Genomic DNA, 25,402 nt, shown 5'->3' with positions numbered 1-25,402 from the left:
GCTGCGGAATACCGGAAATTCGCGCCTCGGGCGTGCCGGTGACGCAGGATGATACGCCTATCGCGCCCCTCGTAACTTGATTTCGAATCATGATCCTCTATGCCCTTTTGTGTGCAGGGTGACCCAGACAATTACATCAGTCTCCTTTCGGCCGCGCAAATCGAAACGCTGCGGCTGGTTTTTGAGCACAAAAATTCCAAAGAGATTGCTCGCATTATGGATGTATCCCCGCACACGGTTGATGAGCGTGTGCGGCGCGCTTTGAAAAAACTCAATGCATCCAACAGGATAGAGGCTGCGACGATTTTGGCACGTAACGGTGTATTCGACCAAGTTACTCCCTATCAGCCATTGAGATATCAATTGATCAGCCTAGGCGACGAGGCGCCCGCCGATGAAGCCGGTGTGGGGCGCAGTTCGATCCGGCGGCTTTTCGATATCGGTTCGCCATTTCCTACCGCGTCCCAGCCGGCCAACCGGCACGGGTTGATGGAAAGGATTATCTGGCCAATCCTGATCGCATTTGCGACCATTTTGGCTTTTTCCGCCCTCTATTCGATCCTTGTCGGTCTTGGTCGTGTGTTGACCTGAATGCTGCGGGGGGGATTCCGTCGGCATTCGTATACAAGGACCAGGATTATGCTGAATGAACGCATGTCTGCCGCCAAGAAGATCGCCTCGGACCTCCATCAGGCCGAAGATGCGATCGACGATACGATGATCAGCATCGCGCGTCTCGCCGCGACGCTGCCCACCGCACGGCGCGATACCAATATGTCGGCGATCGTCGGTCAGGAAGCGATGGCCAAGGTTGCGCAGGCGCTTGCCGCGGCCGGCGAAGTCCGTCAGCTGCTGACCGACGCGCATCTCGCGCTCAGCGTTACGCAAAAGCAGGTCGGTCTCGGCACGCGCATGTTCGGTGCAGGGGTCAAGCCGCCGGCGGCAACGCTGGTCGAGGACGGCAGCAACGATCACGGCGATGCCGCGGTGGCGCATCTGCCGCTCGCCAAAGCGTCGTAAGTTCAAGAGCGGGGGTGGACGAACCACATGTGGACCGTAGCGGGCTATTATGCGGTTCTGCTGACCACGGTGGCCGTCGCGATGTGGCGCGGCGGTCCCCTCGAGCGCTGGGCCGCCTATACGGCCCTGCTCGCGTCGGTGTGCACCACCCTCCTCGCACCCAATCCGGATTGGTCGCATATTGAATATAATATCTTTGCGATAGACCTGGTCGCGCTCGCGAGCTTTTGGTTCATCGCATTGAAAACACAGCGTTTCTGGCCCTATTGGATCACCGGATGGCAGTTGATCGCCATTTTCGGCCATGTCCAGAAGCTGATGTTTTCGGAGATATTGGCGCGTCCGTACGCGCTGCTTTCAATGTATATCTCTTACCCGATCTTGTTCGTCATTCTGTACGCATCGGGTTCGACCAGACGGAGGGGTGGTGTCGGTGTGTAGCGCCTGAAGGCGCACCAGGGGTCCCATCACATGCAGCAATTTTCCAACCAAGAAATTGCCGATCTGAAGTCGCGTATCGACGAAATTCACGAGCTGCTCGCCGCGCGCGGCGGCGACGAGCCGGCGGTGCCGGTCCGCGTCGAGCTTGAACCGAGCGGCGACGTCGCCGCGCCGCGGCTGGTCGACCAATTGTCGTTCAGCATCCAGGCCCGCCGTATGCGGCGCCATCATTTCGGCAGCGCGCAAATGTCGGGTCCGACGTGGGACATGATGCTCGATCTGATGCTCGCCAATGCCAATGGCCGTATCCTGAGCGCGAGCGATCTTGCCACCGGCGCCGGCGTGCCGCTGTCGTCGGGGCTGCGGATGATCGCCTCGCTCGAGGCGATGGGGCTCGTCAAACGGTCGATCGACGAACGCGACCGCCGCCGGACCATCGTCCGCCTGACCGACGCGGGGACCGAGCGGATGGCGAGCTATTTCGAAAAGGTCGGCCTGGCGCTGCGGAGCAGCCGCGCGGGTTGACCGGCGCGGCCGGATGCGGCTTCTGCTGGTCGCAGCCGCATCCGGCCGTTCGCGTCATTCGGTCATTTCCCGCATCATGCGGTCGATCTTGGCCATGGCATCGCGCTTGATCTGGCAGACTCGCGCCGCGCTGACGTCGAGCGTCAGCCCGATCTCCTGCAGATTGAGCTCTTCGAAGAAATAGAGCTGCAGGATCATCTGTTCGCGGTCCGACAGGCGCCCGATGCAGGCGCGCAGCGCATCCAGCATCCCTTCCTGTTCGAGCAGCTCGCCGGCGCCGAGCCGGTCGTCGGCGAACAGGAAATCGCCTTCGTTCATCATTTCGTCGAGCGAGGTCGAGCGGCCGTGCGTCGCGCTGCGTTCGAACTCGAAATATTCCTCGGCGCTCATCCCCATCGCTTCGGCCATTTCGGCGGCGCCCGGAGCGCGCATCAGCTGTTGCTCGAGCGCGGCGCGCGTCGCCGCGAGCCGCTTGGCGGCCGCCATCGCGGCGCGGCCGACGTCGGCCTCGCGCCGCTGCTGATCGATCATCGCGCCGCGGATACGCGTCGTCGCATAGGTGGCGAAGGCGAAACCACGCTCTTCATAGGTACGGCTCGCCTCAATGAGCGCGATCAGCCCGACCTGGATCAGATCCTCAAGATCGCTCGTCCGCGACACGCGCGAATGGACCTGCCAGGCGATCTTGCGCACGAGCGGCGCATGTTCGGCGATCAGCGCCTCGACATTCTCGCCATAGCCGTGCGGCCGCAGGGCGTGTGCGGTGTTTCCCGCAAATTGCTCGGCGGGCTCAATTTTCATGGGGCTCGTCCTTCTGATAGGCTTCTTCGCCGCTGGTCAGCCGCGGTTGATCGGCGCCGATCGTCGCGACGATTTCGGTCGCCTTGGTCGCCGGAATTTCGAGGTAGGAGATCACCGCAACATCGGGGAATGTCGCGCGCACCAGCCGCGACAGCGCCGGGCGACAGATGGGGGAGGCGACGAGCGCGAAACTGCGCGTCTGGAGCAGCAGCGGCTCGACCGCTTGGCCGATCTGTTCGACGATCTTCATCGCCATGCCATGTTCGAACGGCCATTCGGCGCCTGGATTTGCGCGCACCGCCTGATTGAGCAGCACCTCGATATCGGGGGTGAAGGTCACGACGGGCAGCGGCATGCGGCTCGGCACGATTGTCTGGACGATCAGCGCGCCGATGCGCTGGCGCACCGCTTCGATCAGGTCGCCGTCACCGAGCTGCTGACCGACGAGCGCCACCATCGCTTCGGCGATCTTGCGGAAATCGCGCAGCGGCACGCGCTCGATGAGCAGCGCCTTGCACAGCGCGGCAACGCGCGGCAGCGCATAGCCCTGCGGGCTGAGATTCGCCGCAAGCTGCGGATAATGGGTCTTGAGATTGTCGATCAGCGACTGGGCATCGTCGATGCCGAACAGTTCGGCGGCCGAAGCGATGATGCTGTTGTTGAGGTGCGTCGCGACGACGGTGGCGGGATCGACGACGGTATAGCCCGCCGCGATCGCGTCATTCTGCGCGCTCTTGGGAATCCACAGCGCGTCGAGGCCGAAGGTCGGATCCTTGCAGGGGCGACCCGTCACCTTGGTCACCAGTTCGCCCGAATCGAGCGCGAGCATTTCGTTGGGGAAGACCTCGTCCTCGCCGACGATCACCCCGGCGATCGAGATGCGATAGACGTTGCCGGGCAGCGACAGGTCGTCGGCGACCTTCACCGGCGGCACGACGAAGCCGAGTTCCTTCGACAACTGGCGCCGGATACCGGTGATCCGCGTCATCAGCGGCGCGCCCTTGCGTTCGTCGACCAGGCTGACGAGCGCATAGCCGATTTCGAGCTGGCACGGGCCGATGTCGCTGACATCCGCCCACTCGATATGATGCGGGTCGGGCGCCGGGGCCGCGGGTTCGGGCTGGGCAGCGACCTCGGCCGCCGCGCGCCGGAGTTGCCAGCCGATGGTGAAGGCCAGCGCCGCAGCAGGCAGGATCAGCATCTGCGGCATTGCGGGGACAAGGCCGAGGATGAACAGGATACCGCCGACCGCCATCCATACATGAGGGGAGGCGAACTGGCTGCCGATCTGGCCCGACAGGTTGTGGGGCGACGACACGCGCGTGACGATGGCGGCGGCCGCGATCGAGAGCAGCAACGCCGGAATCTGGGCGACGAGCGCGTCGCCGATCGCCAGCGTGACATAGGTGCTGCCCGCCTGCGAGAAGGACAGGCCGTGGCTGAACATGCCCAGGATCAGGCCGCCGACGATATTGACGAACAGGATGAGCAGGCCGGCGACCGCGTCGCCCTTCACGAATTTCGACGCACCGTCCATCGAGCCGTAGAAATCGGCCTCGGTCGCGACTTCCTGACGCCGCGCCTTGGCTTCGTCGGGGGTCAGCAGGCCGGCGTTGAGGTCGGCGTCGATCGCCATCTGCTTGCCGGGCAGGGCGTCGAGGGTGAAGCGCGCCGACACTTCGGACACGCGTCCCGCGCCCTTGGTGATGACGACAAGGTTGATGATCATCAGCACGCCGAAGACGAACAGGCCGACGACATAATCGCCCCCGATCAGCACCTGGCCGAACGCTTCGATCACATGGCCCGCCGCCGACGTGCCTTCGTGGCCGTGGACGAGGACAACGCGCGTCGAGGCGACGTTGAGGGCGAGACGGAACAGCGTCGCGAGCAGCAAGACGGTCGGGAAAGCCGAGAAGTCGAGTGGCTTCGACGCCGACAGCGCGACCATCAGGATCGCGAGGCTGATCATGATATTGCCGATGAAGCTGATGTCGAGGATGATCGGAGTGACGGGGATCACCATCAACGCGACGAGAATCAGCATCGCCGCGGGCAGTGCCGCGGCAGTCGCGAAGCGCGCCGCATTGCGGACGTCGAGCCCGGTCATGCGGTGCCTCCCGACAGCGAAGCGAGCCGCTGATAGGCACTGGCGGCAAAATCCATCGACAATTTCCTGGGCATGGGTTGAATATCCATCATCGGTAGCGGCGGCCGTCCGGCGGCTTCGCCCGAAAAACTGGTTGCGGCGCTGCGCCATGTCGAAACGGGCGCCGCAGCGGCGGGCAACGGCGCGCCGCCGTCGGCGTCGAGTTTGGCGCGGAACAGATCGCGGATCTCGCCGACGCTGCGCATGCTGCCGTCGGGGGTGTAAAAGATCGGACGGTTCGCCGCCGCGGCTTCGGGCAGCAGCGTGGCGCCCGGCTGGTCGGGGTTCGCGTCGAGCGCGGTCAGAAAGCGCGCGGCCCCGGCGCTGCCGAGGAAATGCGCGAGGTAGAGATCGACCGGTTCGGCGGTGCGGCCCATCCGGCTTTCGAGGAATTCGCGATTATCGGCGGTCAGCGCCGCCGCCATGTTCGATGCGGCAAAGGGATCGTCGCGCAGCGCCATGATCTGGTCGCGCAGTGCCGGATCGCTGACCGACAGGCGGCCCGCGCCATCGCGGCGGATCGCGTCGGCGGCCCAGGCGAGCCCGTGATTGGCGCCATGGCGTTCGAGCGTTGCGAGCCAGGTCTGATTGGTGAACTGATAGAGGCCGCGCGCCGACGATGTTGCGGCCTTGGCGCCGGGATTGAAGCGGCTTTCGACGCGGGCGACATCGACCAGATAGTCGAAATCGACCCCCGTGCGCGCCGACGCCGTCTGCACCGCATCCATGACGGGTGCGGCAATCCGGTTCGCTGCCTGGGGGTTGTTGATTGCGTTCATTGCCTCTGTTCCGCTGTTTCAGCAGAAGAGAAGCAATCATCGTGCCATTTCCGGGAAAATCCCCGAAAATCTTGCTTATCAATAGGTTAAAGCGGGGCCTCGCGGCTGCGTGCCGCGGATTGCATGGTTCATGTCAATCCTCTGACGCGTCCAGTTCTTCAGGACATTGATGCGGATCGCGGCCGCTTCGAGCTGGCCCAGCGTCTTGCCGATCAGCGCCCGGGCCTGCATTTCGCTGCCCGCCGGAACGCCGGCGCCGCGAAACAGGATGACCGCCGTCGCCAGATCCTCGGTCGCCGACACGATCGCCCCGGCATCATGGCCGTCGAGCGCGCCGACGAGCAGATCGAGCTTGGCCTGCACCTCATGCATCTGTTCGATCATCACGAATTGCCGCCCGTGCTGTGGAAAAGTGCCATCGATTTGGCGATCGCCACGGGATCGACGCTATATTCGCCGCTGGCAATCGCGGCGCGCAGCGATGCGATACGGGCATAATCCACCGGCGGCTCCTGCGCGGCCATTTCGTTGGCAAGGCTGATCAGCCGCGCGACGGGCATCGCCGTCGGAGCGGGCTGGGCCGTCGCGCGCTGGTTCGCCGAAGCGGTCGAACCGCTTGCCGTCCTGCGCACGGGTGTCGCTCGCGTGACACCGCCGACCTGCAGGACGAGTTTGTCGTCACCTGCCATCTTTAGCCTCCATACATGCACCGTCGGAAAATCGACGGCACTGCTTCAAAGCCTTTAACGGCGGCTCACGCGGCGCTTTAAGGGGCGGGTTGCCAAAAAATTAAAAAAAGAGGCCCGGCGGCGTCGAAAAATCGACAGCCACCGGGCCAGTGGGGCTTAACTGTTTGAAAATCAGTCCTGAAGGCTCGCGCGGCCCGGTCCGGTGACGGTGGCGCTGATCATGTTCTTCGCATCGTTGCCGCGCAGCGCAATTGTTTCGCCGACGCGGCCGTCTTCGGTCGCGATGGCGTTGTAGCTTACCGAAAAGCTGTCGGTGTCGATCGAGACGCGGACATTGTCGCCGCGGCGGATGACCGGCGCGGCAGCCGGGGCGGAGCGGGCGAAGACCGCGGGGGTCGCCGCGCCCGCCTGCGCCGCCATCGGCACGCGCAAGCGCCAGCCGAGCGATTCGCAGCGCACCGCGAGCGTCTGGCTGTCGATCGCGGTGATCGACGCCTGTTCGGGACAGCGCGCCAGCTTGATGCGCCGGTCGATCGGCGTCGCGGTACGCCCCATCGCATTGGCGACCATCGCGGTCAGCGTGTCGATGGTCTGCCAATCCTCAGTCGCCTGCTGCGCAGTTGCGGCGGGCGCCATCGCGATGCCGGCGGCGAGGGCGGCGATCATCCTGCGATACATGACCCAATCTCCTTTTCTGGTCCTTTGTCGCCGGTCACGGTGCAGGATGCGTGCCAATCGCGGGCAACTGCCGAATTTGCGGCCTGCGCGCCCGTCGCCGTCAATCTTTTGACGAGCGCTTCGCGGGCCGGGTCGGCTCCCGTCGCGGCATGGCCTTAGGACACTGAAAAACAAGCGATAATGCAATTTGGCACGGCGATTGCATCATGCCTTGGTGATTCATCGCGCCCCTGCGCCGGACCGCCGGCAGCGAGGCGGGGCGACGGATCGAAAGCCGCCACTTGCTGGCGGCAAGCGAAGGCCCGCTACCGAAAGGTGGCTTGCGAAGGAAAGTGATGATGGCATCCGAGAAGCTCTTTGGCCTGCATGCGACAGCGCTCCAGCTGCGCAGCCAGCGCATGATGATGCTCGCGTCGAACATCGCCAACGCCGCGACCCCCAATTACAAGGCGCGCGACCTTGATTTTACCAAGGCGCTCGACCTGGCCCAGCAGGGCGCATCGACCGACGGCGCGATCGAAGGCGCCATCGCTTACCGCGTGCCCGTGCAGGCTTCGCTCGACGGCAACACCGTCGAAATGGCGACCGAACAGACCGCCTTTGCCGAAAACGCGCTCGCCTACCGTTCGAGCCTGTCCTTTCTGCAGGGCCGGATCGGCACGCTGACGCGCGCGCTGAAGGGCGAATGACGATGAGCGCGCTTTCGATCTTCGACATCAGCGGCCGCGCCATGTCGGCGCAGCTCGTCCGCCTGAACACAACGGCATCGAACCTCGCCAACGCCGGCACCGTCGCGGGCAGCGAAAAGGAAGCCTTCCGTTCGCTGAAGCCCGTGTTCCGCACCGTCATGGACGGCGCGGGGCGCGCGACCGTCGCGGTCGATCAGGTGACGGTCAGCAAGATGGCCCCGTCGAAACGGCACGACCCGTCGAACCCGCTCGCCGACAAGGACGGCAACGTCTGGGAAGCCGCGGTCGATAGCGCCGCCGAACTGGTCGAGATGGTCGAGACCGCCCGCCAGTATCAGAACAACGTCCAGGTCCTCGAAACCGCAAAGGGCCTGATCAACGAAACGCTGCGGTTGGGACAATAAGCCATGACGACCACCTCTGCCGTTAACGGAAGCAATATCACGGTCGTGCCGAAGAACAGCGGCACCCAGCTCGGCCAGCAGGATTTCCTGCGGCTGATGACCGCCCAGCTGTCGCAGCAGGATCCGTTCAACCCCGTCGATAACCAGCAGATGGTTGCGCAGATGGCGCAATTCTCCAGCCTGGCCGGCGTCACCGAAACCAACACGACGCTGAAGACGATATCGGACCAGCTCACGGCGCAGACCGCGCTGCTTCAGGACATCAAGACCGCCCAGGACGCCGCCGCGGCGGCGGCCGCAGCCACCCAATCGACCACGCAGGAAGGATAAGTCCATGTCATTCTATACTTCGCTTTCGGGCCTCAAGGGTGCCCAGACCGACATGTCGGTCATCTCGAACAATATCGCCAACGCCAGCTCGACGGGCTTCAAGCGCAGCCGCGCCCAGTTCGGCGATCTGTTCGCTTCGTCGCCGACCCAGTCGACGCGCATGGTCGCGGGTCAGGGCCAGCGCCTTAACGGCATCATCCAGCAGTTCACGCAGGGTACGCTCGAGGCGAGCGAAAAGACGCTCGACCTCGCGATCGCGGGCGAAGGCATGTTCGTCGTCAAGGGCGAGCCGCCGCGCGAGCAGGTGACCTACACCCGCAACGGCGCCTTCACCCCGACCGATGACGGCCATATCGTCGACACCACCGGCCAGAAGCTGCAGCTGCTCCCGGTCGATGCGTCGGGCAATGTCACCGACCGCACGCTTGCCGGCATGACCGACTTCGTGCTCCCCGCGGGCGCGCCGTCGGATCCGACCTCCGCGCTGGTCAATGTGTCGGTCGGCCTCGACGGCCTTGTCACCGCGACCTTCGCCAATGGCGAGGGCCAGGTGCTCGGCAAGGTCGCGATGGCGAGCTTCCCCTCGATGGAAGGGCTGCGCCCCGTCGGCGACGCGCATTACCAGTCGACGGGCGAAAGCGGCCAGCCGACGATCGACGCCGCGACCAACGGTCCGATGGGCACGATCCGTTCGGGCGCGCTCGAACGCTCGAACGTCGACATCACTGAAGAGCTGGTGCTGTTGATCGCCGCCCAGCGCAACTTCCAGGCGAACGCGAAGGCGATCGAGGGCGCGTCGACGCTGACGCAGACCCTGATCAACATGCGTTCGTAATCGTCGATTAGCCGTCTGCCGGGAGCCAGAAGATGGACCGTCTCATCTACACCAGCCTCACCGCGATGCGGGGCAGCCAGGCCCGGCAGACGGCGATCGCCAACAATCTTGCCAATGCCCAGACGCCCGGCTTTCGCGGCGACATGGCGGAGGCGCAGTCGCTCTGGCTGCAGGGCAGCGGCGTCAATGCCCGTGCCATGTCGTCGGAGGAAGTGATCGGCGCCGACATGCGCGCCGGTGCGGTGTTCGCCACCGGCCGCGACCTTGACGTCGCGATGACCGGCGACGCGCTGCTCGTTGTGCAGGCCGAAAATGGTGAAGAAGCCTATACGCGCCGTGGCGATCTGCAGGTTTCGGCGAGCGGGTTGCTCACCACCGGCGACGGTCATCCCGTCCAGGGGGCGCAGGGCCCGGTTACCATTCCGCCCGCCGACAAGGTCAGCATCGACAGCGAAGGGCGCATCTGGGTCGTGCCCACCGGCGGCGATCCGCAGAACCCGCAGGAAATCGACCGGCTGCGCCTGACGACCCCCACGGGATCGGACATCGTCAAGGGGCTCGACAATCTTTTCCGCGTCAAGGGCGGCGGCATCCTGCCCGACGATCCCGAAGCGCGCGTCGTCACGCGGTCGCTCGAGGGATCGAACGTCGCCGCCACCAGCGCTCTCGTCGAGATGATCGAGGCGAGCCGCAGCTGGGATTCGCAACTCAAGCTCATCAGCGACGCGCGCGACATGGACAGCGCGACCGCGAACCTGATGCAGCTCCCCCGTTAAGGAGAATAGACAATGAGCTTCGGTGCCTTGCACGTCGCGCGGACCGGTCTGGATGCCCAAGGCTTCCGGATGCAGGTGATCGCGAACAACCTCGCCAACGTGAACACCACGGGCTTCAAGCGCGACCGCGCCAATTTCGAAACGCTGGGCTATCAGATGATGACCCAGCCGGGTGCGCCCTCGTCGTCGGAAAACCGCTACGCGACCGGCCTCAACCTCGGCACCGGCGTCGAACTGGGTGGCACCGCGCGCATCGATACGCAGGGTTCGCTCAACGCCACGGGCAATGCGCTCGACATGGCGATCGAAGGCGCCGGCTTCTTTCAGGTGCTGCTGCCCGACGGCCGCACCGGATATACCCGCGCCGGCAATTTCACCATGTCGGCCGACGGCACGATCGTCACGCCCGACGGCAAGCCGCTGCAGCCGAATATCCAGGTTCCCGAAGGCGCGACCGGCGTGTCGGTAGGCGCCGACGGCACCGTTTCGGCGACCGTTCCCGGCCAGGCCGAGGCGACCGAGCTCGGCCGCATCGAAATCGCACGCTTCGTCAATCCGTCGGGTCTGCAGGCGATCGGCGACAATATGCTCGTCGAAACCGCCGCTTCGGGCGCACCGCAGGTCGGCGCCGCAGGCGAGGAAGGCCGCGGCATCCTGCGGTCGGGCATGCTCGAAGGATCGAACGTCAATGTCGTCGAGGAACTGGTCGACATGATCGAGACGCAGCGCGCCTACGAAGTCAATTCGAAGATGATCCAGGCCACCGACGAGATGATGAAAAATGCCACGCAAACGCTCTAAGGCCCTGCTCCTCGCATCGGCGCTGCTGCTGCCCTTCGGCATGCTGGCACCGGGCGCCGCGCTGGCGAAGGACAAGGTTGCACCCGACGCCTTTGCCGTCGCGATGCCGGTCGATCCCGCGCCGCCGCCGACGCCTAACGGTGCCATCTTCCAGGGCGGCTATACCCCGCTCACCTCGGGCGGCCGCGCCGGCCGGGTTGGCGACATCGTCACGATCCAGCTCGTCGAACGAACTGCGGCGACCAAGAGCAACAGCGCGACGACGCAGCGCGGCGGCAGCATCGGCCTGACCCCGCCATCGACCGGTCCGCTGTCCCTCTTTTCGCCCAGCGACATCGGCGCGGGCGGCGACCAGCAGTTCAAGGGCAAGGGCGATGCCGCCCAGTCCAACGCGCTGTCGGGCGAGATCAGCGTCACCGTCGCCGAGGTCTATCCCAACGGGATGATGCTGGTGCGCGGCGAAAAGCTGCTGACGCTCAACCGCGGCGACGAGCGCGTCCAGATCTCGGGCCTCGTGCGGCCGATCGACATCGGCCCCGACAACCGAGTCCTGTCGACCCGCGTCGCCAACGCGACGATCCGCTACGTCGGCAAGGGCGAGATCGCCCGCGCCAGCAAGCAGGGCTGGCTGCAGCGTTTCTTCTCGATCATCAGCCCCTTCTGAACGCCTTTTCAAAGGATAGTGCCGTGACCAAGCGTCCCACCCTTCTCGCCCTCTTCCTCCTGCTGATCGCGGGCTTCGGCTTCGCGGCGCCGGCGTCGGCCGAGCGGATCAAGGACATGGGCCAGTTCCAGGGCCTGCGCGCCAACCAGCTTACCGGCTATGGCATCGTTGTGGGCCTCGCCGGAACGGGCGACGACAGCCTCGATTATTCGACGCTGGGAATGAAGGGCGCGATGTCGCGCTTTGGCATGACGCTTCCTGCCGGGGTTAACCCGGCGCTTAAAAATGCGGCTGCGGTGATGGTCACCGCCGAACTTCCGCCCTTTTCCAAGCCTGGCCAGCGGCTCGACATCACCGTGTCGGCGATCGGCAAGGCCAAGAGTCTGCGCGGCGGCACGCTGGTGCTCGCGCCGCTCTATGGCGCGGACGGACAGATTTACGCGATGGCGCAGGGTAACCTCGTCATCGGCGGTCTGGGGGTCGACGCCGCCGACGGTTCCAAGCTGACGGTCAATGTGCCGTCGAGCGGACGGATCGCCGGCGGCGCGACAGTCGAGCGCGCGGTCGATACGGGATTTGCCTATGGCGACCAGCTGACCTTCAACCTCCACCAGTTCGATGCGACTAACGCCCAGCGCGTAACCGATGCGATCAACCGTGCGGTCGGGCCGGGTGCGGCGACGATGCTCGACGGTGCGAGCATCTCGATTCGCGCCGGCGGCAGCGGCGACGATCGCATGCGCCTGATGTCCCGAATCGAGAATCTCGAGGTTATCCGCGCCGAACCACCCGCCAAAGTCATTGTTAATGCGCGCACCGGAACGGTCGTTATCAACGGCGCGGTCCGGGTCGGCACCGCGGCGGTGACGCAGGGCAAGCTCTCCGTCTCGGTCAAGGAATCGCCCACGGTGGTGCAGCCCGCACCGTTCAGCCGCGGGGAAACGACGGTCGAACAGTCGAGCGAGATCGGCGTCGACCAGGAATATCGTCCGGTGATGATGGTGAAGCCCACCGCATCGCTTTCCGAGCTCGTCGATGCGATCAATCGCATGGGCGTTCCTCCCGGCGACCTTGTCGCCATCCTCGAGGCGCTGAGCCAGGCCGGCGCGCTCACTGCGGAACTGGTGATCATATGACGACACCTCTTTCTTCGATCGGCGCCCCCGCCGCCAGCGCCGCCCCCGCCGGGGCCGGCAGCGGCGACGGCGGACTGCGCAAGGCGGCCGAATCCTTCGAGGCGGTCATCCTGCGTCAGCTCCTCTCGTCGATGCGGCAGGCCAAGCTGGGCGACGACATCTTCGGATCGAGCGCGACCGACAATTTCCGCGAAATGGCCGACGCCAAGACCGCGGACAGCATCGCCTCGATGCGCCAGTTCGGTATCGCCGACATGGTCGAGGCGCAGTTCCGCGCCCGGGTCGGAGGCGCGCAGTGAGCGACCTTCTCAACATCGGCGCCAGCGGCCTGCGCGCCTATTCGCGCGCGCTGTCGACGATCGGCGACAATATCGCCAACGCGCAGACGCCCGGCTATGCGCGGCGTACGCTCGAACTGGTCGAGAATCAGGCGGCGAGCAACATGCCGCTCTATCGCAGCTCGATCAAACCGGGCGGCGTGGCGATCCAGGGCGTGACGCGTTCGGTCGACCAGTGGCTCATTCAGGATTCGCGCATTTCGTCGGGCGACGCCGAGCGCTCGGCGACCAAACTCGACTGGATGAACAAGGTCGAGGCGGCGCTGAGCGACGATTCGAACGGGATTGCGACCGGGCTGGGCAAGCTGTTCAACACCGCCGACCTGCTCACCGCCGATCCGTCGAACCCGACGCTGCGGGCGCAATTCCTGCAGTCGGTCGACGATGTCGCGTCGGGCTTCCGCACCGCGGCGGGCCAGCTTTCGAGCATGGCCGACGGGATTTCGAGCGCCGCGGCGGGCGAAGTCGATAGCTTCAACACCAATTTGAACGCCCTCGAACAGATCAACATCGGGCTGCGCAAGGCGCGCCCGGGATCGACAAACGAGGCATCGCTGCTCGACGAGCGCGACCGTTTGCTCGACGAGCTTTCGACGCAGGCCGGCGTCACCGCGAGCTTCGACAGCCATGGCGCGGTGACGCTGACCGCAACGGCGACCGGCGATACGCTGGTCGGCGGCGGCGTCGTGACACCGATTTCGGTCAGCGCTGCGGCCGACGGCCGGCTGTCCTACAGTATCGGCGGATCGCCGTTCACGACCGCGACGGGCTCGCTCGCCGGACTGGCCGAGGCGGCCAATCATGTCGCTGACCAGCGCGCGGGGCTCGACACCATGTCGGCGCAGTTCGCGAACCAGGTCAATGCCGCACACCAGGCGGGCGTCGATGCCAATGGCAATCCGGGCCAGCCGCTGTTCGCTGGCGTCGGCAGCGCTGCGACACTGGCCGCGGCGCCGTTGACGACCGCACAGGTCGCGGCGGCCGATGCGACGAGCAGCAACGGCAATATGCTTGCGATCGGCGGGATGCGCGGGTCGAATGACCCCGAAAGCGCCTGGGCGGCGCATATGGCGACGCAGGCGCAGGCGACCGCATCGGCGCGCGCGCAGGACGCCGCCGCGACGACCCGCCGCGACGCCGCCTCGGCGGCACGCAGCGCGGTCAGCGAAATCGATCTCGACCGCGAGGCGGCCGATCTGCTGCGTTTCCAGCAAGCCTATTCGGCGGCGGCGCGCACGATCCAGGTCGCGCGCGACACGATGCAGGCACTGCTGAACGCGGTGTAGGCGAAGGATTTGGGGCCATGAGCCACAAGGGGCAGAACGATGATTAACGCCACCGGCAACCGTATGACGCGCGAGATCGCGCGCCAGTCAAAGCTCGCCGAACAGATCGAAAAGCTGCAGATCCAGGTCTCGACCGGCAAACGGCTCCAGCGCATGTCCGACGATGTCGTGGCGTCGAAGCGGATCGCGACGATCGGCAAGACCCAGGCGGCGATGGACACCTGGGCGACCAACATCAACACCGGCAAGGCGCTCGCCGCGCAGGCCGACGGTGTTCTGCAATCGACGAGCGATCTGCTCACCCGCGCTCGGGAACTCACGCTCAATGCGGCGAGCGACACCGCGAGTCCGGCCGATCGCGCGACGATCGCCGCGGAATTGAGCGCGATTGCCGACCAGATCGACGGGCTGGCCGCGACGCGCGATGCGAACGGCGAACCGCTTTTCGCAACCGGCAATGCGCGCGCAATGCGGTTCGATTCGGACACGGTATTCGCCCCGGTGCCATCTGCGGCCGATGCCCTGGCCGTCAGCGGGACGAGCTTGTCGACTTTCGTCCGCGATGCCGCGGCCGCGGTGGCGGCAGGCGACAAGACGGCGATGGGCGGGTCGATGACCGCTCTCGACACCGCAATCAACCACACCGCTGACCAGAACGCCGCCATAGGCCTCGCTGCCGGCCGTCTCGAGCGGATCGGTGACAGCCTTGCCGCGCGCGGCGTGACGCTGGCCGACGAACGCTCGTCGGTCGAGGATACCGATCTTTCGGTTGCGATCGCGCAGCTCAACGCTGCCGATCTGACGCTCGGCGCCGCGCAGGCGGCCTTTGCCAAGATCAACCGGCAGAGTTTGTTCGATCTTTTGAGCTGAGCGGCCTCAAGTTTCCGGCGCCGCTGCCGTTAAGCATAAAAGACGTCCCTGTTTAGGCGGACCCCGGGCGGGTCCGGATGGAGTTGAGCGCGCATGTTTCCCGTAATCGGCATCGTCGTACTGATCCTGCTGGTGTTCGGGGGTTTTGCGCTGACGGGCGGCAATCTTGGCCCCGTCATGCACGCGCTGCCGCACGAAATGCTCATCATCGGCGGCGCCGCGGTCGGATCGCTGATCATCGGCAATTCGGGCGCCGACCTGAAGGCGCTCGCCGGCGGGCTCGGCAAGGTGTTCAAGGGGCCGCAGTACAAGAAGCAGGATTATCTCGACGTCATCCTGCTCGTGTCCTCGCTGATGAAGATGATGCGCACCGAAGGACCGGTCGCGGTCGAACCGCATATCGAAGACCCCAAAAGCTCGCCCATCTTCCAGCAATATCCCAGGCTGCTCAAGGACAGCACGCTCGTCCACCTGATCTGCGATACGTTGCGCCTGGTCGTTGTGTCGTCGGGAACGCTCGATCCGCACGCGGTCGAGGACGTGATGGACAATGCGGTGAAGAACCACCACCATCACGCGATGAAGCCGGCCGACGGCTTGCAGAATCTCGCCGACGCGCTGCCCGCGCTCGGCATCGTCGCGGCGGTGCTTGGCGTGGTGAAGACGATGGGCTCGATCGACAAGCCGCCGGAAATTCTGGGCGGCATGATCGGCTCGGCGCTTGTCGGCACCTTCCTCGGCGTTTTGCTCGCCTATGGGCTCGTCGGCCCGTTCGCGACGCGCGCGAAAAGCGTGATCGAAAGCGACGGCGCCATCTATCACACGGTGAAGCAGCTCATCATCGCATCGCTCCACGGCCACCCGCAGCCGCTCGTCATCGAAGCGGCGCGTTCGGGGGTCGAACATTCGAACCAGCCGAGCTTCGCCGAGGTCTTTGACGGAATGCGGGGCCGCTGATGGCCGCGCGTCCCAACACGCCGCCGCGGCCGATCATCGTCAAAAAGGTGATCGAGGGGGGCCATGGCGGCCATCATGGCGGTGCGTGGAAGGTCGCCTATGCCGACTTCGTGACCGCGATGATGGCCTTCTTCCTGCTCATGTGGCTGCTGGGCGCCACCACCGAAAAGCAGCGCAAGGCGCTTGCCGACTATTTCGCGCCGACGATCGTCCAGACCAAGCAGGAAAGCGCCGGGTCCAACGGCATGTTCGGCGGCGATTCGATCGTTTCGGCCGACAATTATCCGCATCGCGCCGGGCAGACGGGGACGCGGTCGATCACGATCCCGCGCGATGTCGTGGGCGGCCCCAAAGAGGCGTCGGGCCGCGAACAGGAAACCAAGAAGTTCCAGCAGGTCGCGAAATCGCTCGCCGAGCGCGTCCAGCGCAAGGGCGATCTGCGCCGCCTTGCGCGCAACCTGCGCTTTACCCAGACCGTCGACGGCATGCGCATCGACGTGGTCGATGATGCCGATTTCTCGATGTTCACCATGGGAACGAGCCAGCTCACCCCCGAAGGCGTGCGGCTGTTCCAGGAAGTGGCCGAGGCGATCGGGGGCGTTCCGAACCAGCTGATGATCCGCGGTCACACCGATGCGGCACCCTGGTCGGCAGGCGCGGGCACCAACAACTGGCGGCTGTCGGTCGACCGGGCGGAGGTGGTGCGCAACTATCTCCAGTTCCGCGGGATCGATTCAAACCGCTTCTCGCGTATCGAAGGGGTCGCCGATCGCGAACCCTATGTCCCGTCGAATCGCTTCGACCCGCGCAACCGGCGCATCTCGATCACGCTCGGCTGGGGCAGCGCGGCCAAATATTAGTGCCAGATTGGCAGTAAGATAAACCCTTAACCGCGCAATTGAGCCGCCATTGCTGCCAAATTGGCAATAACCCTTTGTTTTCAATGGGTTGTAATAGCTTGGATAATCTTTCGTTTACCATTTTCCTCAATCTCTCGGCTCATCGGAAAGGCGCCATGGGGGGCGCCATGGAGACGAAAATGACTGAGGTGGGGCAGAACAAGGGCAACAACGCAGCGCTCGAAGCGCTGATCATCGGCAACAGCCCGGCGGTCAGCCAGCTGCGCGAGATGATCCGCCGGGTGGCGCGATCGAACGCCTCGGTCATGCTGTGCGGTCCATCGGGATCGGGCAAGGAACTGGTTGCCCGGGCCATCCACGACGAAGGCGTCCGCGCCGGCAAGGCTTTCGCCGCGATCAACTGCGGCGCCATCCCCAGCGAACTTATCGAATCCGAACTCTTCGGCCACGAAAAGGGCTCGTTCACCGGCGCCACGGCGCGCCGTATCGGCCATTTCGAAGTCGCCAGCGGCGGCACGCTCTTCCTCGACGAAATCGGCGACATGCGCTTCGACATGCAGGTCAAGCTGCTCCGCGTGCTCGAGGAACGCACCATCGTTCGCGTCGGCAGCAGCGAGGTCCGCCCGGTCGATGTTCGCGTCATTTCGGCCACGCACCAGGATCTGGGCGCGGCGATCGCCGAGGGCAAATTCCGCGAAGATCTTTTCTTCCGCCTGGGCGTCGTCGTCCTGCAGGTGCCGAGCCTGGCGAGCCGCGTCGAGGATATTCCCGCGCTGATCCGCCATTTCCAGCGCAAGATGCCGGCCGACGCCAAGTGCCGCTATGACGACGCTGCGATCGCGATGCTGATGCAGCATCGCTGGCCGGGCAATGTCCGCGAACTGCGTAACTTCGTCGAGCGCGCCAGCGTCCTGTTCGGCGGCGAAACGCTCGGCTGCGACGATGTCGCGATGCTTTTGAACCCCACCGCAGCGCTGGCACCGCGGCCAATCCTCCCCACGGGTACGGTCGCGGTACCAGCCGGCGGGCTGGACATCCCGGCGGCCGCAGGCGCGCAGGCGAAAAAGCCCGCGCCGGGTCAGCCGATCGACCTCAAGCGCGAGATCGAGACAATCGAACTCGAACAGATCCACGTCGCGCTCGACCTTGCCGACGGCATCATTTCGGAGGCTGCCCGCCTCCTGTCGCTCAAGCGCACGACGCTGATCGAAAAGATGCGCAAATATGGAGTTCAGCAGCAGGCCGCCTGAAAACTACCCCACCAGTTTCGGCGCCGCTGAATTCGGCACCGGTCGCACCCCACCCCCGTCGTCGCTTGTCCCCACTTATAGCGACGGCGCGGGCCGCGGCCGGTGCCGAACCCTTTTTTCCCGATCGATAATGAAGAGACGACGCGGGCGCGTCAGCGAAGCTGGCGCCAAGCCTCGGCGATCGTACGGATGCCGTCGAGCACCTCGGCAAAGCCGTCTTCGTGATTGGCGGCGATCGCCTCATCGAGCTTGCGGCGCATGCTGCGATAGACGCGCGACAGCGCCGCGGCGACATCGCCGCCCGCGCTATGATCGAGATTGGCGTCGAGTCCGATCAGGATCGCGCGCGCGCGGTGCGCGGGGTCGGTGGCGGAGACGCGCTGTCCCTGCCGCGCCATTGACCCGAGCACGCCGACCGCCGTCTCCAGCTCGTCATAGAGCATGGCGACGAGCTCGACCGGGTCGGCGCCCTCGGCGCGGCTTTCCTGCTGCAGCCGGCGGTAGGTGCCGGTGGCGCGGACGATCGAGGCGGTGGCAGGCACGGCGAAAACCCTTAGTTATTGCTGTTCTGGTTGTTCCACATCTGGATCTGCTGTTCCAGATAGGCCTGGGTCGCCTTGAAGGCTGCCAGCTTGGCGTCGAGCGTGCTGTATTTTTTCTCCAGCCGCGCGCGATAGGCATCTTCGCGCTCGTTGACCTTGTCGAGCTGGTCGGCAAGATCCTTGCTCTTGGCATCGAGCGTCCTGGTGACGCGATCGATCACGCCGCCTGTCCCCACGGCCTTGTCGCGCAGAGCGTCAAGCACACCGGCGATGCCCGGATCGCTGACGTCGGTATGCGCGCCGTCGCGCGGAGGATTGAACAATGCTTCGACCGCGCCGGCGTCGGTCGTCAGGGCAGTTTCCAGCCGGGTTTGATCGACGGCAAGCAGGCCGTCCTTGTTCGTGTAGATGCCGATGTCGGCGAGCGTCGTATAGGTGCCGCTGCTGGTCAGTGTTTGCGACATCATGCCGCGCAGCTGGCCCTCGAGCTCGCGCAGGCCGCGCGTATCACCCGACATCGCGGCGGCGTCGGTGATGCTCTTCTTGAGCTGGTTATAGACGTCGACGAAATCCTTCACCGTCTGCCGGATCATGTCGAGCGGGCGACTTGCCCCCACATCCACCTCCTGGCCTGGCGATGCCTTTTTAAGCGTAAGTGACATGCCGGGAATCACGTCGTCGACGATATTGGAACTGCGGCTATAGGCCACGCCGTCGATTGTGAATTGGGCATCGGTCGCCGATTGGCCGAGCGTCATGCCGCCGCCTGCACCATAGCCGAACGCCGCGAGCGCCGGATCGGCGCCCGCGTCGGCAGTCAGCGTGAAGCTGTTCGCCGCCCCCGTCGCGCCCTTGAGCACGATCCGGCTGCCGCCAGTGTCGGACACGATCGAGGCCAATACGCCGCTGCCGCTGGCGTTGATGGCCTTCGCCAGCCCTTCGAGGCTGTTGTTCGTGCTGTCGATTGTAATCACATGGTCGGTGCCGCCGACGCTGAGCGTCATCGTGCCCGTCCCGATCGCCGCCGTCTTGTCGGCGACCACCGCCGAATAGGCGGTCTGCGCCCGGGCAAGCTGGTCGACGACCACCGTTGCCGAGAAGCTGTCGGCATTGATACCGGCGCGCGTCGTTGCCGAAATCACGCTTTCGTCCGAAACCGTCGGCGTACTACGCAAGGTGCCGTCGGACACCATCTGCGCCAGCGAATCGGCAAAGCCTTCAAGGTTCGATCGCGCCTGGGAAACGGCGCTGATCCGCGCCTGATTCTGCTGCGCCAGCGTCGAGAGCCGCGTAACCTTGGGCTCGCGCGAGGCAGCCGCAAGATCATCGACAAGCTTGGGAATGTCGATCCCCGACCCGGCGCCGAGCGAACTGGCAATGGAAGTGAGAGCCATGGCAAATATCCTTCGCTCTTCTTAACGGCCGCGCGCGCGCGACATTAAGCGCGAAATCAGCCCTGCCGGCGCCCGTCGGGATCGAATTGGTGCGACACCGGAATCTCGACATCGGGCTGGCTGCGTCCCTCGGCGACCGCGCGTTCGAGCTGGAACACGAAGGCGAGGATCGTGGCGACGGCGACGAACAATTCTTCGGGAATCGTCCGCCCGGCGCGCACGGTGAAATAGATCGCACGGGCGAGTTGCGGATATTCCAGAATCGGAATGTCGGCGCCGCGGGCAAGCTCGCGGATCGCCAGCGCGACATCGCCGCGCCCGCGGGCGACGACCACCGGCGCTGCATCGACGCCGGGACGATAGCGCAGCGCGACCGAGAAATGCGTCGGGTTGGTGAGCACGACCGTCGCGTCGGTCACCGCCTTGCGCGCCGATCCGCTCAATATTTCATGCGCCCGCTGGCGCTGCGCCTGCTTGAGCTCGGGGGCGCCGTCCGACTGGCGCATCTCCTCTTTGACTTCCTGCTTGGTCATCATCAGCCGCCGGTTGCGCTGATACCATTGGGCGGGAACGTCGATCAGCGCGATCACCACCAGCCCGCCCGCCATCGCGAGCATCGAATGGCCGATGGCGCTGCCTGCGAGCCCGATCGCGGCATTGAGATCGGTCGACGCCATGGTCATGATCGCGGGCAGATTGACCGCGATCAGCCAATAGCCGATCGTTCCGAGCAGCAGCACCTTGGCGATCGACTTGACCAGTTCGATCAGCCCCTGCGGCCCGAAGATGCGCTTGAGGCCATTCAGCGGATTGATGCGGTTGCCCTTGAAATTGAGCGCCTTGCCGCGCCAGCCGAGCGAACCGAGCATCGCGGGCGCCGCGATCGCAGCGACGAAGGCGAGCGCGAACAGGCTGCCGAGCGGCAGCAGAATTTCGACTCCGTTGCGCATCACCGCTTCGCCCGGCGCAAAATGCGCGACGTCGTCGGCGCTGAGCGTCAGGCCGCGTTTCATGAGGTCGCCCGCCGACTGGACGAGCCAGCCGCCCGCGGCAAAAAGCCAGCCCGCACCCGCGAGCATCATCAGCGCGGTCGCGAGTTCGCGCGACATCAGCACATCGCCCTCGCGCGCGGCGTCGGCGCGCTTTTTCGGGGTTGGTTGTTCGGTTTTATGGTCCTTGTCCGACTGTTCGGCCATCGTCAGCCCCCCGCGAGCAGGCGCGCCATGTCGAGCGCATCGGAAAGGAAGCGGGCGATCGCCTCGGCCATCGCGGGGGTCGCGATGCCGAGCAGGATGACCCCGGCAAGCAGCGTCGCCGGCAGGCCGACCGCGAACAGGTTCATCGCCGGGGCCGAGCGCCCGATGACGCCCATCACCATCTGGACCATGATCAGCACGAAGCCGACGGGCAGGGCGATGGTCAGCCCCGCCGCGAACATCAGGCTGCCGAAGCGCAAGATGCCTTCGATCGCGCCATAGGAGGGAAAGGCGTTGCCCGGCGGCAGCGCGTTATAGCTTTGCACGATGATCTCGATGAGCAGCAGATGGCCGTTCGCCGCCAGGAACAGCGCGGTTGCGAGCATCGAGAGGAACTGACCGACCGCCGAGCTCATCTGCCCGCTCATCGGATCGACCATTGCCGCAAAGCCGAGACCCATGGCGTTGCTGATCGCCTCGCCCGCGAGCAGCGCGGCGGCGAGCCCCATCTGGAGCACGAAGCCGATCGCGAGCCCAATCACGACCTCGCCCGCGACGAGGAGCAGGCCGGTGAAGGACACGAGCCCTTCGGGCGGCAGATGGAGCCCCGATGCCGCGACCGCCGGAACGCCGACGGCGAGCGCGATGACGAGGCGGAGCTGCACCGGCACATTCGTCGCCCCAAATACCGGCGCGGCCAGAAAGGCAGCGCCGGGGCGGATCATCCCCAGCATCCAGAGCTGGAGCATCGCCTCGATATTCGGGATATCGGCCGGGTTCATCGCGGCCCTATCGGACCAGATTGGGTATCTGGGCGAACAGGTCGCGGGTGAAATCGGTAAGCAGGACCAGGATACTGCTGCCGAAGATCGCCAGACAGATGGCGGTGATGATGAGCTTTGGTACGAAGCTGAGCGTCTGTTCGTTGATCGAGGTCGCCGCCTGGACCATGCCGAGCAGCACGCCGATGACGAGCACCGGAATCAGGATCGGCGCCGAGGCGAGCGCGAGAATCCACAGCGCCTGCTGTGCGACACCGATGAAATAATCGGCCTCCATCGCCCTATGTCCCGAACGACGAGGCGAGCGACCCCATCGTCAAGGCCCAGCCGTCGACGAGGACGAAGAGCAGCAGTTTGAACGGCATCGATATGACTGTCGGCGACAGCATCATCATGCCGAGCGACATCAGCGCCGATGCGACGATCAGGTCGATGACGAGGAAGGGCAGAAAGATCAGGAAGCCGATCTGGAAGGCGGTCTTGAGTTCGCTGGTGACGAAGGCGGGCAGCAGGATCGAAAAGGGGACGTCCTTCGGGCTCGCATATTCGGGCGCCTTGGCGATCTTGGCGAACATCATCAGGTCGGTCTTGCGCGTCTGCTTCATCATGAAGCCGTGGAGCGCATCGCCCGACCGCACGACCGCCTCGCCGATGTCGATCTGTTCCTGACCATAAGGGGTGATCGCGACGCGGTTCACCTCGCTGAGCACAGGCTGCATCACGAACAGCGACAGGAAGAGGCTGAGCCCGACAAGAACCTGGTTGGGCGGCGTCTGTTGCAGGCCGAGTGCGTGGCGCAGGATCGACAGCACAATGATGATGCGCGTGAAGCTGGTCATCATCAGGAGCAGCGACGGCAGCACCGTCAGCAAGCTCATCAGCAGCAGGATCTGCAGTGACAGGCTGAGCGGGCGGCCGTCGCCGCCGATTTCGCCGACCGCGCGGGTCAGTCCGTCCGCCGCCTGCGCATGCGCCGCGGGCGCCGCGGCGACGAACAGCGCGATGCCGCCGGCAATCGCCGCGCGGCGCAGCCAGCGGCCGCGCGCCGGGGCGGCGTCAGTCGACATGAAAATCGCCCTGGCTGTTGTCGGCAAGGCGCGTGATGCCGTTGCGCGACACCGCGATCAAAATCTGTTGCCCGGCAAATTCGACGACCGCGAGCTTCGACCCCGGACCGAGGGGGAGCACGCCGACAAGGTCGACCGGCCGATCCTGTTTCGCGCCGCCGCCCAGCGGCACGCCCATCTGGACGCGCTTCCACAGCCACAGGCTGCCCCAGGCCATGCCGCCGACGATCGGCAGCAGGATCAGCAGGCGCAGGATATATTCGAGCATCAGGCCCTCCGGTCGAAGCCGGCGATGCCGCGGTCGGGCGCGACGACTTCGGCGACCTGGATACCGTAACGGCCCTCGACGCTGACGATCTCGCCCTTCGCGATCAGCGTGCCATTGGCATAGATGTCCAGCAGGTCGGTCGCCGCGCGGTCGAGTTCGATCACGCTGCCTTCGGTCATCGTCAGCAGCTCGGCGAGCGTCATCGACGTCGATCCGACCTCGACCGAGACACGCAGCGAAACGCCGGCGAGCAGGTCGAAATTGGGGGCGGCGGCAATCGTCTTGCCTTCGCGGCGGTCGCGCTGCGGCGCCGCGGGCGCGTCGCTGAGGTCAGTCATTGTCCGGTCCTTTTTCGATTTGATCGATCATGATGGCGGCGTTGCCATTGGCTTCGCCGATGCTGCCGAGCGCGAATTTGCGCCCAGCGACGGTCACCGGCACCTGGCGCGGCATGGTGATGGGAATGATGTCGCCAACTTCGAGCGACAGAAGTTTGACAAGGCTGATCTCGGGACGCGCGAGGACCGAACGCACGGGCAGGCGGACGTCCTTGAGTGCCTTGTTGAGCGCGTTCGACCAGACAGGATCGGTCTGCGGCAGGTCGCGCATTTCGGGCACCGGTTCAGCGCCCGCGATTCCGCGCAGCGCCGCCTGCGGATAAGCGCACATTACGGTCTTGCCATCGAAGGGCGCGCCGCGCAGCGTGAAGCGCTGGACGAGCAGTTCATCGTCGGCGCGCACCGCGGCGAGCTTCGCGCTTTCGGTGGTGACGAAATCGAGTTCGGGATCGATCGGGTGCTTGTCGCGCCACGCGGCGGCGAGCTGCAACCCCATGTCGCGGCCGAGGCGCGCGGCAAAGCGTTCTTCGGCGTCGGTCAGATCCTCGCGCTCGCCCGCGGGCTGGCCCTTGCCGCCGTAAAAGATGTCGACGAGCTGGAGGACAAGCGCGCGGCCGCCGGTGATCAGCACCGGCCCCTTGAGCGGCGGCGCGTGATAGCGCCAGAAAATCGCCGGTTCGACGACGGCGCACCAGTCGGCAAAGCGCATCGTTTCCGCGGGCGCGCGCTCGATCTGCACGAGCGGCGCGCCGAGCGCGCGCACCAGATCGCGCAGGCTGCGCGCGAACTGGTTGCTCACGGCGTCGAGCAGCGGAAAGGCATAGCTGCCCTCCGACCGGCGGAGCAGCAGCGACGCCTGCGCGTCGGCCTCCTGCCGCGCCGCGGCGTCTGCGGCCGCTACGGGTTTGGCGTTTAGCGTCACTGAATCACCAAGCTTGTGAAATAGACATTGTCGATGCCCCCGAACCCCTCCTTGTCGCGCAGTACTTGGTTAATCGCATTGGTCAACTGGCGTTGAAGCCGCTGTTTGCCCTGCGACGTCGAAAGCAGCGCCGGATCCTGTTCGGCAAGCGTCATCAGGACGGCCGACCGGATCGGCACCTCCTGCCGCTTGATGTTGGTGATCAGCTTGCCGTCATAATAGGTCGACAGGCTGATCCCGACCTGAAGAAAGCCCGATCCGTCGGCCAGATTGGTCGTGAAGGGCTGTTCGATCGGATAATAGGTGATCTCATATTTGCGGGGATCGACCTTGTAATGATCGTTGGGAACGGAGACGGTACCGACCTTCAGCGCCGGCGCACCGCCGCCTTCGCCGCCCTCGCCCGAGGCCGCTTCTTCCTTTTCGCTGCGTACGACCAGCTTGGGGTAATTGTCTTGCGGCGTCGCCTTATGCTCGCCGAGGCCGCCACCCAGATAGATGCCCGCGCCAGCACCGGCGCCGATCAGCGCGGTTCCGCCGACGCCGACCACCAGCAGCTTCTTCATCTTGCCGCCCTTCTTGGGCGCTGCTTCGGGGGCCTTGTCCTTGCTCATC

The 25,402-nt window shown here is 65.2% G+C and carries 34 protein-coding genes; 18 read left to right on the top strand and 16 right to left on the bottom strand.

All coding sequences use genetic code 11. The annotated features are described in order from the left end of the window. Positions 1–111 precede the first annotated feature (111 nt). The 4 genes from ATE59_RS09665 to ATE59_RS09650 are packed head-to-tail and all read left to right on the top strand — an operon-like array spanning position 112 to position 1,986. Positions 112–591, top strand: coding sequence for a response regulator transcription factor (locus tag ATE59_RS09665; protein ID WP_231292865.1), 480 nt, complete (start codon positions 112–114; stop codon positions 589–591). Positions 592–639: 48 nt separating this feature from the next. Continuing rightward, entirely contained in the window at positions 640–1,020 is a 381-nt protein-coding gene (locus tag ATE59_RS09660; protein ID WP_003041528.1) for a hypothetical protein, read from the top strand. Between the two features lie 27 nt (positions 1,021–1,047). After that, positions 1,048–1,461 carry a hypothetical protein gene (locus ATE59_RS09655; RefSeq protein WP_003041525.1) on the top strand — a complete coding sequence of 138 codons (414 nt, stop codon included), beginning with the start codon at positions 1,048–1,050 and terminating at the stop codon, positions 1,459–1,461. A gap of 30 nt (positions 1,462–1,491) precedes the next feature. Continuing rightward, positions 1,492–1,986 (top strand): MarR family winged helix-turn-helix transcriptional regulator, encoded by a 495-nt coding sequence (locus tag ATE59_RS09650; protein WP_058812247.1) that lies wholly within the window; start codon positions 1,492–1,494, stop codon positions 1,984–1,986. Positions 1,987–2,040: 54 nt separating this feature from the next. On the opposite strand, the gene ATE59_RS09645 is transcribed toward ATE59_RS09650, so the two are convergent. The 6 genes from ATE59_RS09645 to ATE59_RS09620 form a co-directional block, all read right to left on the bottom strand. Next, positions 2,041–2,787 (bottom strand): sigma-70 family RNA polymerase sigma factor, encoded by a 747-nt coding sequence (locus ATE59_RS09645; RefSeq protein ID WP_058812246.1) that lies wholly within the window; start codon positions 2,785–2,787, stop codon positions 2,041–2,043. Then, positions 2,777–4,897, bottom strand: a complete 2,121-nt coding sequence (gene flhA, locus ATE59_RS09640) for a flagellar biosynthesis protein FlhA (protein WP_058812245.1) — start codon at positions 4,895–4,897, stop codon at positions 2,777–2,779. Before flhA ends, ATE59_RS09645 begins: the two co-directional genes overlap by 11 nt. Next, the gene (locus ATE59_RS09635) at positions 4,894–5,715 is read right to left on the bottom strand and encodes a transglycosylase SLT domain-containing protein (protein ID WP_058812244.1); all 822 of its coding nucleotides are present in this window, start codon (positions 5,713–5,715) and stop codon (positions 4,894–4,896) included. The genes flhA and ATE59_RS09635 overlap by 4 nt, the downstream gene beginning before the upstream one ends. Before the next feature lie 78 nt (positions 5,716–5,793). Then, entirely contained in the window at positions 5,794–6,099 is a 306-nt protein-coding gene (locus tag ATE59_RS09630; protein WP_058812243.1) for a hypothetical protein, read from the bottom strand. Beyond that, complete coding sequence (gene flgM, locus ATE59_RS09625; RefSeq protein WP_003041503.1) at positions 6,099–6,404, bottom strand: flagellar biosynthesis anti-sigma factor FlgM; 306 nt, start codon at positions 6,402–6,404, stop codon at positions 6,099–6,101. Before flgM ends, ATE59_RS09630 begins: the two co-directional genes overlap by 1 nt. Positions 6,405–6,575: 171 nt before the next feature. After that, complete coding sequence (locus ATE59_RS09620; RefSeq protein ID WP_058812242.1) at positions 6,576–7,082, bottom strand: flagella basal body P-ring formation protein FlgA; 507 nt, start codon at positions 7,080–7,082, stop codon at positions 6,576–6,578. A gap of 335 nt (positions 7,083–7,417) precedes the next feature. Between ATE59_RS09620 and flgB the strand changes: the two genes are divergently transcribed. From flgB to ATE59_RS09550, 14 genes are all read left to right on the top strand, one after another. Continuing rightward, positions 7,418–7,771 (top strand): flagellar basal body rod protein FlgB, encoded by a 354-nt coding sequence (gene flgB, locus ATE59_RS09615; RefSeq protein WP_062766137.1) that lies wholly within the window; start codon positions 7,418–7,420, stop codon positions 7,769–7,771. Beyond that, positions 7,768–8,175 carry a flagellar basal body rod protein FlgC gene (gene flgC, locus ATE59_RS09610; RefSeq protein WP_003041494.1) on the top strand — a complete coding sequence of 136 codons (408 nt, stop codon included), beginning with the start codon at positions 7,768–7,770 and terminating at the stop codon, positions 8,173–8,175. The genes flgB and flgC overlap by 4 nt, the downstream gene beginning before the upstream one ends. Before the next feature lie 3 nt (positions 8,176–8,178). Then, positions 8,179–8,505 carry a flagellar hook assembly protein FlgD gene (locus ATE59_RS09605; RefSeq protein WP_003041492.1) on the top strand — a complete coding sequence of 109 codons (327 nt, stop codon included), beginning with the start codon at positions 8,179–8,181 and terminating at the stop codon, positions 8,503–8,505. Between the two features lie 4 nt (positions 8,506–8,509). Next, entirely contained in the window at positions 8,510–9,340 is an 831-nt protein-coding gene (locus tag ATE59_RS09600) for a flagellar hook-basal body complex protein (RefSeq protein ID WP_003041489.1), read from the top strand. A 32-nt stretch (positions 9,341–9,372) separates the two neighbouring features. Further along, the gene (gene flgF, locus ATE59_RS09595) at positions 9,373–10,116 is read left to right on the top strand and encodes a flagellar basal-body rod protein FlgF (protein WP_058812241.1); all 744 of its coding nucleotides are present in this window, start codon (positions 9,373–9,375) and stop codon (positions 10,114–10,116) included. A 12-nt stretch (positions 10,117–10,128) separates the two neighbouring features. Continuing rightward, on the top strand, positions 10,129–10,917 hold the full coding sequence (flgG, locus tag ATE59_RS09590) for a flagellar basal-body rod protein FlgG (protein ID WP_003041483.1): 789 nt from the start codon (positions 10,129–10,131) through the stop codon (positions 10,915–10,917). Further along, positions 10,898–11,581 carry a flagellar basal body L-ring protein FlgH gene (locus ATE59_RS09585; protein WP_058812240.1) on the top strand — a complete coding sequence of 228 codons (684 nt, stop codon included), beginning with the start codon at positions 10,898–10,900 and terminating at the stop codon, positions 11,579–11,581. The genes flgG and ATE59_RS09585 overlap by 20 nt, the downstream gene beginning before the upstream one ends. A gap of 23 nt (positions 11,582–11,604) precedes the next feature. After that, positions 11,605–12,717: a flagellar basal body P-ring protein FlgI gene (locus ATE59_RS09580; protein ID WP_003041478.1), complete on the top strand. Its 1,113-nt coding sequence runs from the start codon at positions 11,605–11,607 to the stop codon at positions 12,715–12,717. Next, on the top strand, positions 12,714–13,016 hold the full coding sequence (locus ATE59_RS09575; RefSeq protein WP_003041475.1) for a rod-binding protein: 303 nt from the start codon (positions 12,714–12,716) through the stop codon (positions 13,014–13,016). The genes ATE59_RS09580 and ATE59_RS09575 overlap by 4 nt, the downstream gene beginning before the upstream one ends. Next, complete coding sequence (flgK, locus tag ATE59_RS09570) at positions 13,013–14,341, top strand: flagellar hook-associated protein FlgK (protein WP_058812239.1); 1,329 nt, start codon at positions 13,013–13,015, stop codon at positions 14,339–14,341. Before ATE59_RS09575 ends, flgK begins: the two co-directional genes overlap by 4 nt. A gap of 39 nt (positions 14,342–14,380) precedes the next feature. Then, positions 14,381–15,211: a flagellin N-terminal helical domain-containing protein gene (locus tag ATE59_RS09565; RefSeq protein ID WP_058812238.1), complete on the top strand. Its 831-nt coding sequence runs from the start codon at positions 14,381–14,383 to the stop codon at positions 15,209–15,211. A gap of 93 nt (positions 15,212–15,304) precedes the next feature. Then, on the top strand, positions 15,305–16,168 hold the full coding sequence (motA, locus tag ATE59_RS09560) for a flagellar motor stator protein MotA (protein ID WP_003041465.1): 864 nt from the start codon (positions 15,305–15,307) through the stop codon (positions 16,166–16,168). Further along, positions 16,168–17,028, top strand: a complete 861-nt coding sequence (locus ATE59_RS09555) for a flagellar motor protein MotB (protein WP_003041462.1) — start codon at positions 16,168–16,170, stop codon at positions 17,026–17,028. Before motA ends, ATE59_RS09555 begins: the two co-directional genes overlap by 1 nt. Positions 17,029–17,207: 179 nt before the next feature. Further along, the gene (locus ATE59_RS09550; protein ID WP_120694154.1) at positions 17,208–18,278 is read left to right on the top strand and encodes a sigma-54 interaction domain-containing protein; all 1,071 of its coding nucleotides are present in this window, start codon (positions 17,208–17,210) and stop codon (positions 18,276–18,278) included. A 152-nt stretch (positions 18,279–18,430) separates the two neighbouring features. On the opposite strand, the gene ATE59_RS09545 is transcribed toward ATE59_RS09550, so the two are convergent. From ATE59_RS09545 to ATE59_RS09500, 10 genes are read right to left on the bottom strand one after another with little or no spacing between them, the layout of a single operon-like run. Then, positions 18,431–18,820 (bottom strand): flagellar export chaperone FliS, encoded by a 390-nt coding sequence (locus ATE59_RS09545; protein WP_058812237.1) that lies wholly within the window; start codon positions 18,818–18,820, stop codon positions 18,431–18,433. Between the two features lie 11 nt (positions 18,821–18,831). After that, a complete protein-coding gene (gene fliD / locus ATE59_RS09540) occupies positions 18,832–20,214 on the bottom strand; it encodes a flagellar filament capping protein FliD (protein WP_058812236.1) in 1,383 nt (460 codons plus the stop codon). A gap of 56 nt (positions 20,215–20,270) precedes the next feature. Then, positions 20,271–21,410 carry a flagellar type III secretion system protein FlhB gene (gene flhB / locus ATE59_RS09535; protein WP_058812235.1) on the bottom strand — a complete coding sequence of 380 codons (1,140 nt, stop codon included), beginning with the start codon at positions 21,408–21,410 and terminating at the stop codon, positions 20,271–20,273. Between the two features lie 2 nt (positions 21,411–21,412). Then, positions 21,413–22,192 (bottom strand): flagellar biosynthetic protein FliR, encoded by a 780-nt coding sequence (gene fliR / locus ATE59_RS09530; protein WP_003041447.1) that lies wholly within the window; start codon positions 22,190–22,192, stop codon positions 21,413–21,415. A gap of 7 nt (positions 22,193–22,199) precedes the next feature. Continuing rightward, positions 22,200–22,469 carry a flagellar biosynthetic protein FliQ gene (locus ATE59_RS09525; protein WP_058812234.1) on the bottom strand — a complete coding sequence of 90 codons (270 nt, stop codon included), beginning with the start codon at positions 22,467–22,469 and terminating at the stop codon, positions 22,200–22,202. Positions 22,470–22,473: 4 nt separating this feature from the next. Beyond that, the gene (gene fliP / locus ATE59_RS09520) at positions 22,474–23,259 is read right to left on the bottom strand and encodes a flagellar type III secretion system pore protein FliP (RefSeq protein ID WP_058812233.1); all 786 of its coding nucleotides are present in this window, start codon (positions 23,257–23,259) and stop codon (positions 22,474–22,476) included. Continuing rightward, the gene (locus tag ATE59_RS09515) at positions 23,249–23,527 is read right to left on the bottom strand and encodes a flagellar biosynthetic protein FliO (RefSeq protein ID WP_003041439.1); all 279 of its coding nucleotides are present in this window, start codon (positions 23,525–23,527) and stop codon (positions 23,249–23,251) included. Before ATE59_RS09515 ends, fliP begins: the two co-directional genes overlap by 11 nt. Further along, entirely contained in the window at positions 23,527–23,865 is a 339-nt protein-coding gene (fliN, locus tag ATE59_RS09510; RefSeq protein WP_003041437.1) for a flagellar motor switch protein FliN, read from the bottom strand. Before fliN ends, ATE59_RS09515 begins: the two co-directional genes overlap by 1 nt. Beyond that, on the bottom strand, positions 23,858–24,787 hold the full coding sequence (locus tag ATE59_RS09505) for a flagellar motor switch protein FliM (protein ID WP_003041435.1): 930 nt from the start codon (positions 24,785–24,787) through the stop codon (positions 23,858–23,860). The genes fliN and ATE59_RS09505 overlap by 8 nt, the downstream gene beginning before the upstream one ends. Then, positions 24,784–25,401, bottom strand: coding sequence for a flagellar basal body-associated FliL family protein (locus tag ATE59_RS09500; protein WP_003041433.1), 618 nt, complete (start codon positions 25,399–25,401; stop codon positions 24,784–24,786). The genes ATE59_RS09505 and ATE59_RS09500 overlap by 4 nt, the downstream gene beginning before the upstream one ends. Between the last annotated feature and the right edge of the window lies 1 nt (position 25,402).

Origin of the sequence: Sphingopyxis sp. A083, assembly GCF_001468495.1 — a bacterium.
GTDB classification, from domain to species: domain Bacteria; phylum Pseudomonadota; class Alphaproteobacteria; order Sphingomonadales; family Sphingomonadaceae; genus Sphingopyxis; species Sphingopyxis terrae.
The sequence above is the reverse complement of the archived record's forward strand: the minus strand, read 5'-3'. Positions and strand labels throughout refer to the sequence as shown.

Coding starts and splice junctions, on each gene's coding strand:
- ATE59_RS09660 (WP_003041528.1), top strand. CDS start 640: ATGCTGAATGAACGCATGTCTGCCGCCAAGAAGATCGCCTCGGACCTC.
- ATE59_RS09655 (WP_003041525.1), top strand. CDS start 1,048: ATGTGGACCGTAGCGGGCTATTATGCGGTTCTGCTGACCACGGTGGCC.
- ATE59_RS09650 (WP_058812247.1), top strand. CDS start 1,492: ATGCAGCAATTTTCCAACCAAGAAATTGCCGATCTGAAGTCGCGTATC.
- ATE59_RS09645 (WP_058812246.1), bottom strand. CDS start 2,787: ATGAAAATTGAGCCCGCCGAGCAATTTGCGGGAAACACCGCACACGCC.
- flhA (WP_058812245.1), bottom strand. CDS start 4,897: ATGACCGGGCTCGACGTCCGCAATGCGGCGCGCTTCGCGACTGCCGCG.
- ATE59_RS09635 (WP_058812244.1), bottom strand. CDS start 5,715: ATGAACGCAATCAACAACCCCCAGGCAGCGAACCGGATTGCCGCACCC.
- ATE59_RS09630 (WP_058812243.1), bottom strand. CDS start 6,099: ATGATCGAACAGATGCATGAGGTGCAGGCCAAGCTCGATCTGCTCGTC.
- flgM (WP_003041503.1), bottom strand. CDS start 6,404: ATGGCAGGTGACGACAAACTCGTCCTGCAGGTCGGCGGTGTCACGCGA.
- ATE59_RS09620 (WP_058812242.1), bottom strand. CDS start 7,082: ATGTATCGCAGGATGATCGCCGCCCTCGCCGCCGGCATCGCGATGGCG.
- flgB (WP_062766137.1), top strand. CDS start 7,418: ATGATGGCATCCGAGAAGCTCTTTGGCCTGCATGCGACAGCGCTCCAG.
- flgC (WP_003041494.1), top strand. CDS start 7,768: ATGACGATGAGCGCGCTTTCGATCTTCGACATCAGCGGCCGCGCCATG.
- ATE59_RS09605 (WP_003041492.1), top strand. CDS start 8,179: ATGACGACCACCTCTGCCGTTAACGGAAGCAATATCACGGTCGTGCCG.
- ATE59_RS09600 (WP_003041489.1), top strand. CDS start 8,510: ATGTCATTCTATACTTCGCTTTCGGGCCTCAAGGGTGCCCAGACCGAC.
- flgF (WP_058812241.1), top strand. CDS start 9,373: ATGGACCGTCTCATCTACACCAGCCTCACCGCGATGCGGGGCAGCCAG.
- flgG (WP_003041483.1), top strand. CDS start 10,129: ATGAGCTTCGGTGCCTTGCACGTCGCGCGGACCGGTCTGGATGCCCAA.
- ATE59_RS09585 (WP_058812240.1), top strand. CDS start 10,898: ATGCCACGCAAACGCTCTAAGGCCCTGCTCCTCGCATCGGCGCTGCTG.
- ATE59_RS09575 (WP_003041475.1), top strand. CDS start 12,714: ATGACGACACCTCTTTCTTCGATCGGCGCCCCCGCCGCCAGCGCCGCC.
- ATE59_RS09565 (WP_058812238.1), top strand. CDS start 14,381: ATGATTAACGCCACCGGCAACCGTATGACGCGCGAGATCGCGCGCCAG.
- motA (WP_003041465.1), top strand. CDS start 15,305: ATGTTTCCCGTAATCGGCATCGTCGTACTGATCCTGCTGGTGTTCGGG.
- ATE59_RS09555 (WP_003041462.1), top strand. CDS start 16,168: ATGGCCGCGCGTCCCAACACGCCGCCGCGGCCGATCATCGTCAAAAAG.
- ATE59_RS09550 (WP_120694154.1), top strand. CDS start 17,208: ATGACTGAGGTGGGGCAGAACAAGGGCAACAACGCAGCGCTCGAAGCG.
- fliD (WP_058812236.1), bottom strand. CDS start 20,214: ATGGCTCTCACTTCCATTGCCAGTTCGCTCGGCGCCGGGTCGGGGATC.
- flhB (WP_058812235.1), bottom strand. CDS start 21,410: ATGGCCGAACAGTCGGACAAGGACCATAAAACCGAACAACCAACCCCG.
- fliR (WP_003041447.1), bottom strand. CDS start 22,192: ATGAACCCGGCCGATATCCCGAATATCGAGGCGATGCTCCAGCTCTGG.
- ATE59_RS09525 (WP_058812234.1), bottom strand. CDS start 22,469: ATGGAGGCCGATTATTTCATCGGTGTCGCACAGCAGGCGCTGTGGATT.
- fliP (WP_058812233.1), bottom strand. CDS start 23,259: ATGTCGACTGACGCCGCCCCGGCGCGCGGCCGCTGGCTGCGCCGCGCG.
- ATE59_RS09515 (WP_003041439.1), bottom strand. CDS start 23,527: ATGCTCGAATATATCCTGCGCCTGCTGATCCTGCTGCCGATCGTCGGC.
- fliN (WP_003041437.1), bottom strand. CDS start 23,865: ATGACTGACCTCAGCGACGCGCCCGCGGCGCCGCAGCGCGACCGCCGC.
- ATE59_RS09500 (WP_003041433.1), bottom strand. CDS start 25,401: ATGAGCAAGGACAAGGCCCCCGAAGCAGCGCCCAAGAAGGGCGGCAAG.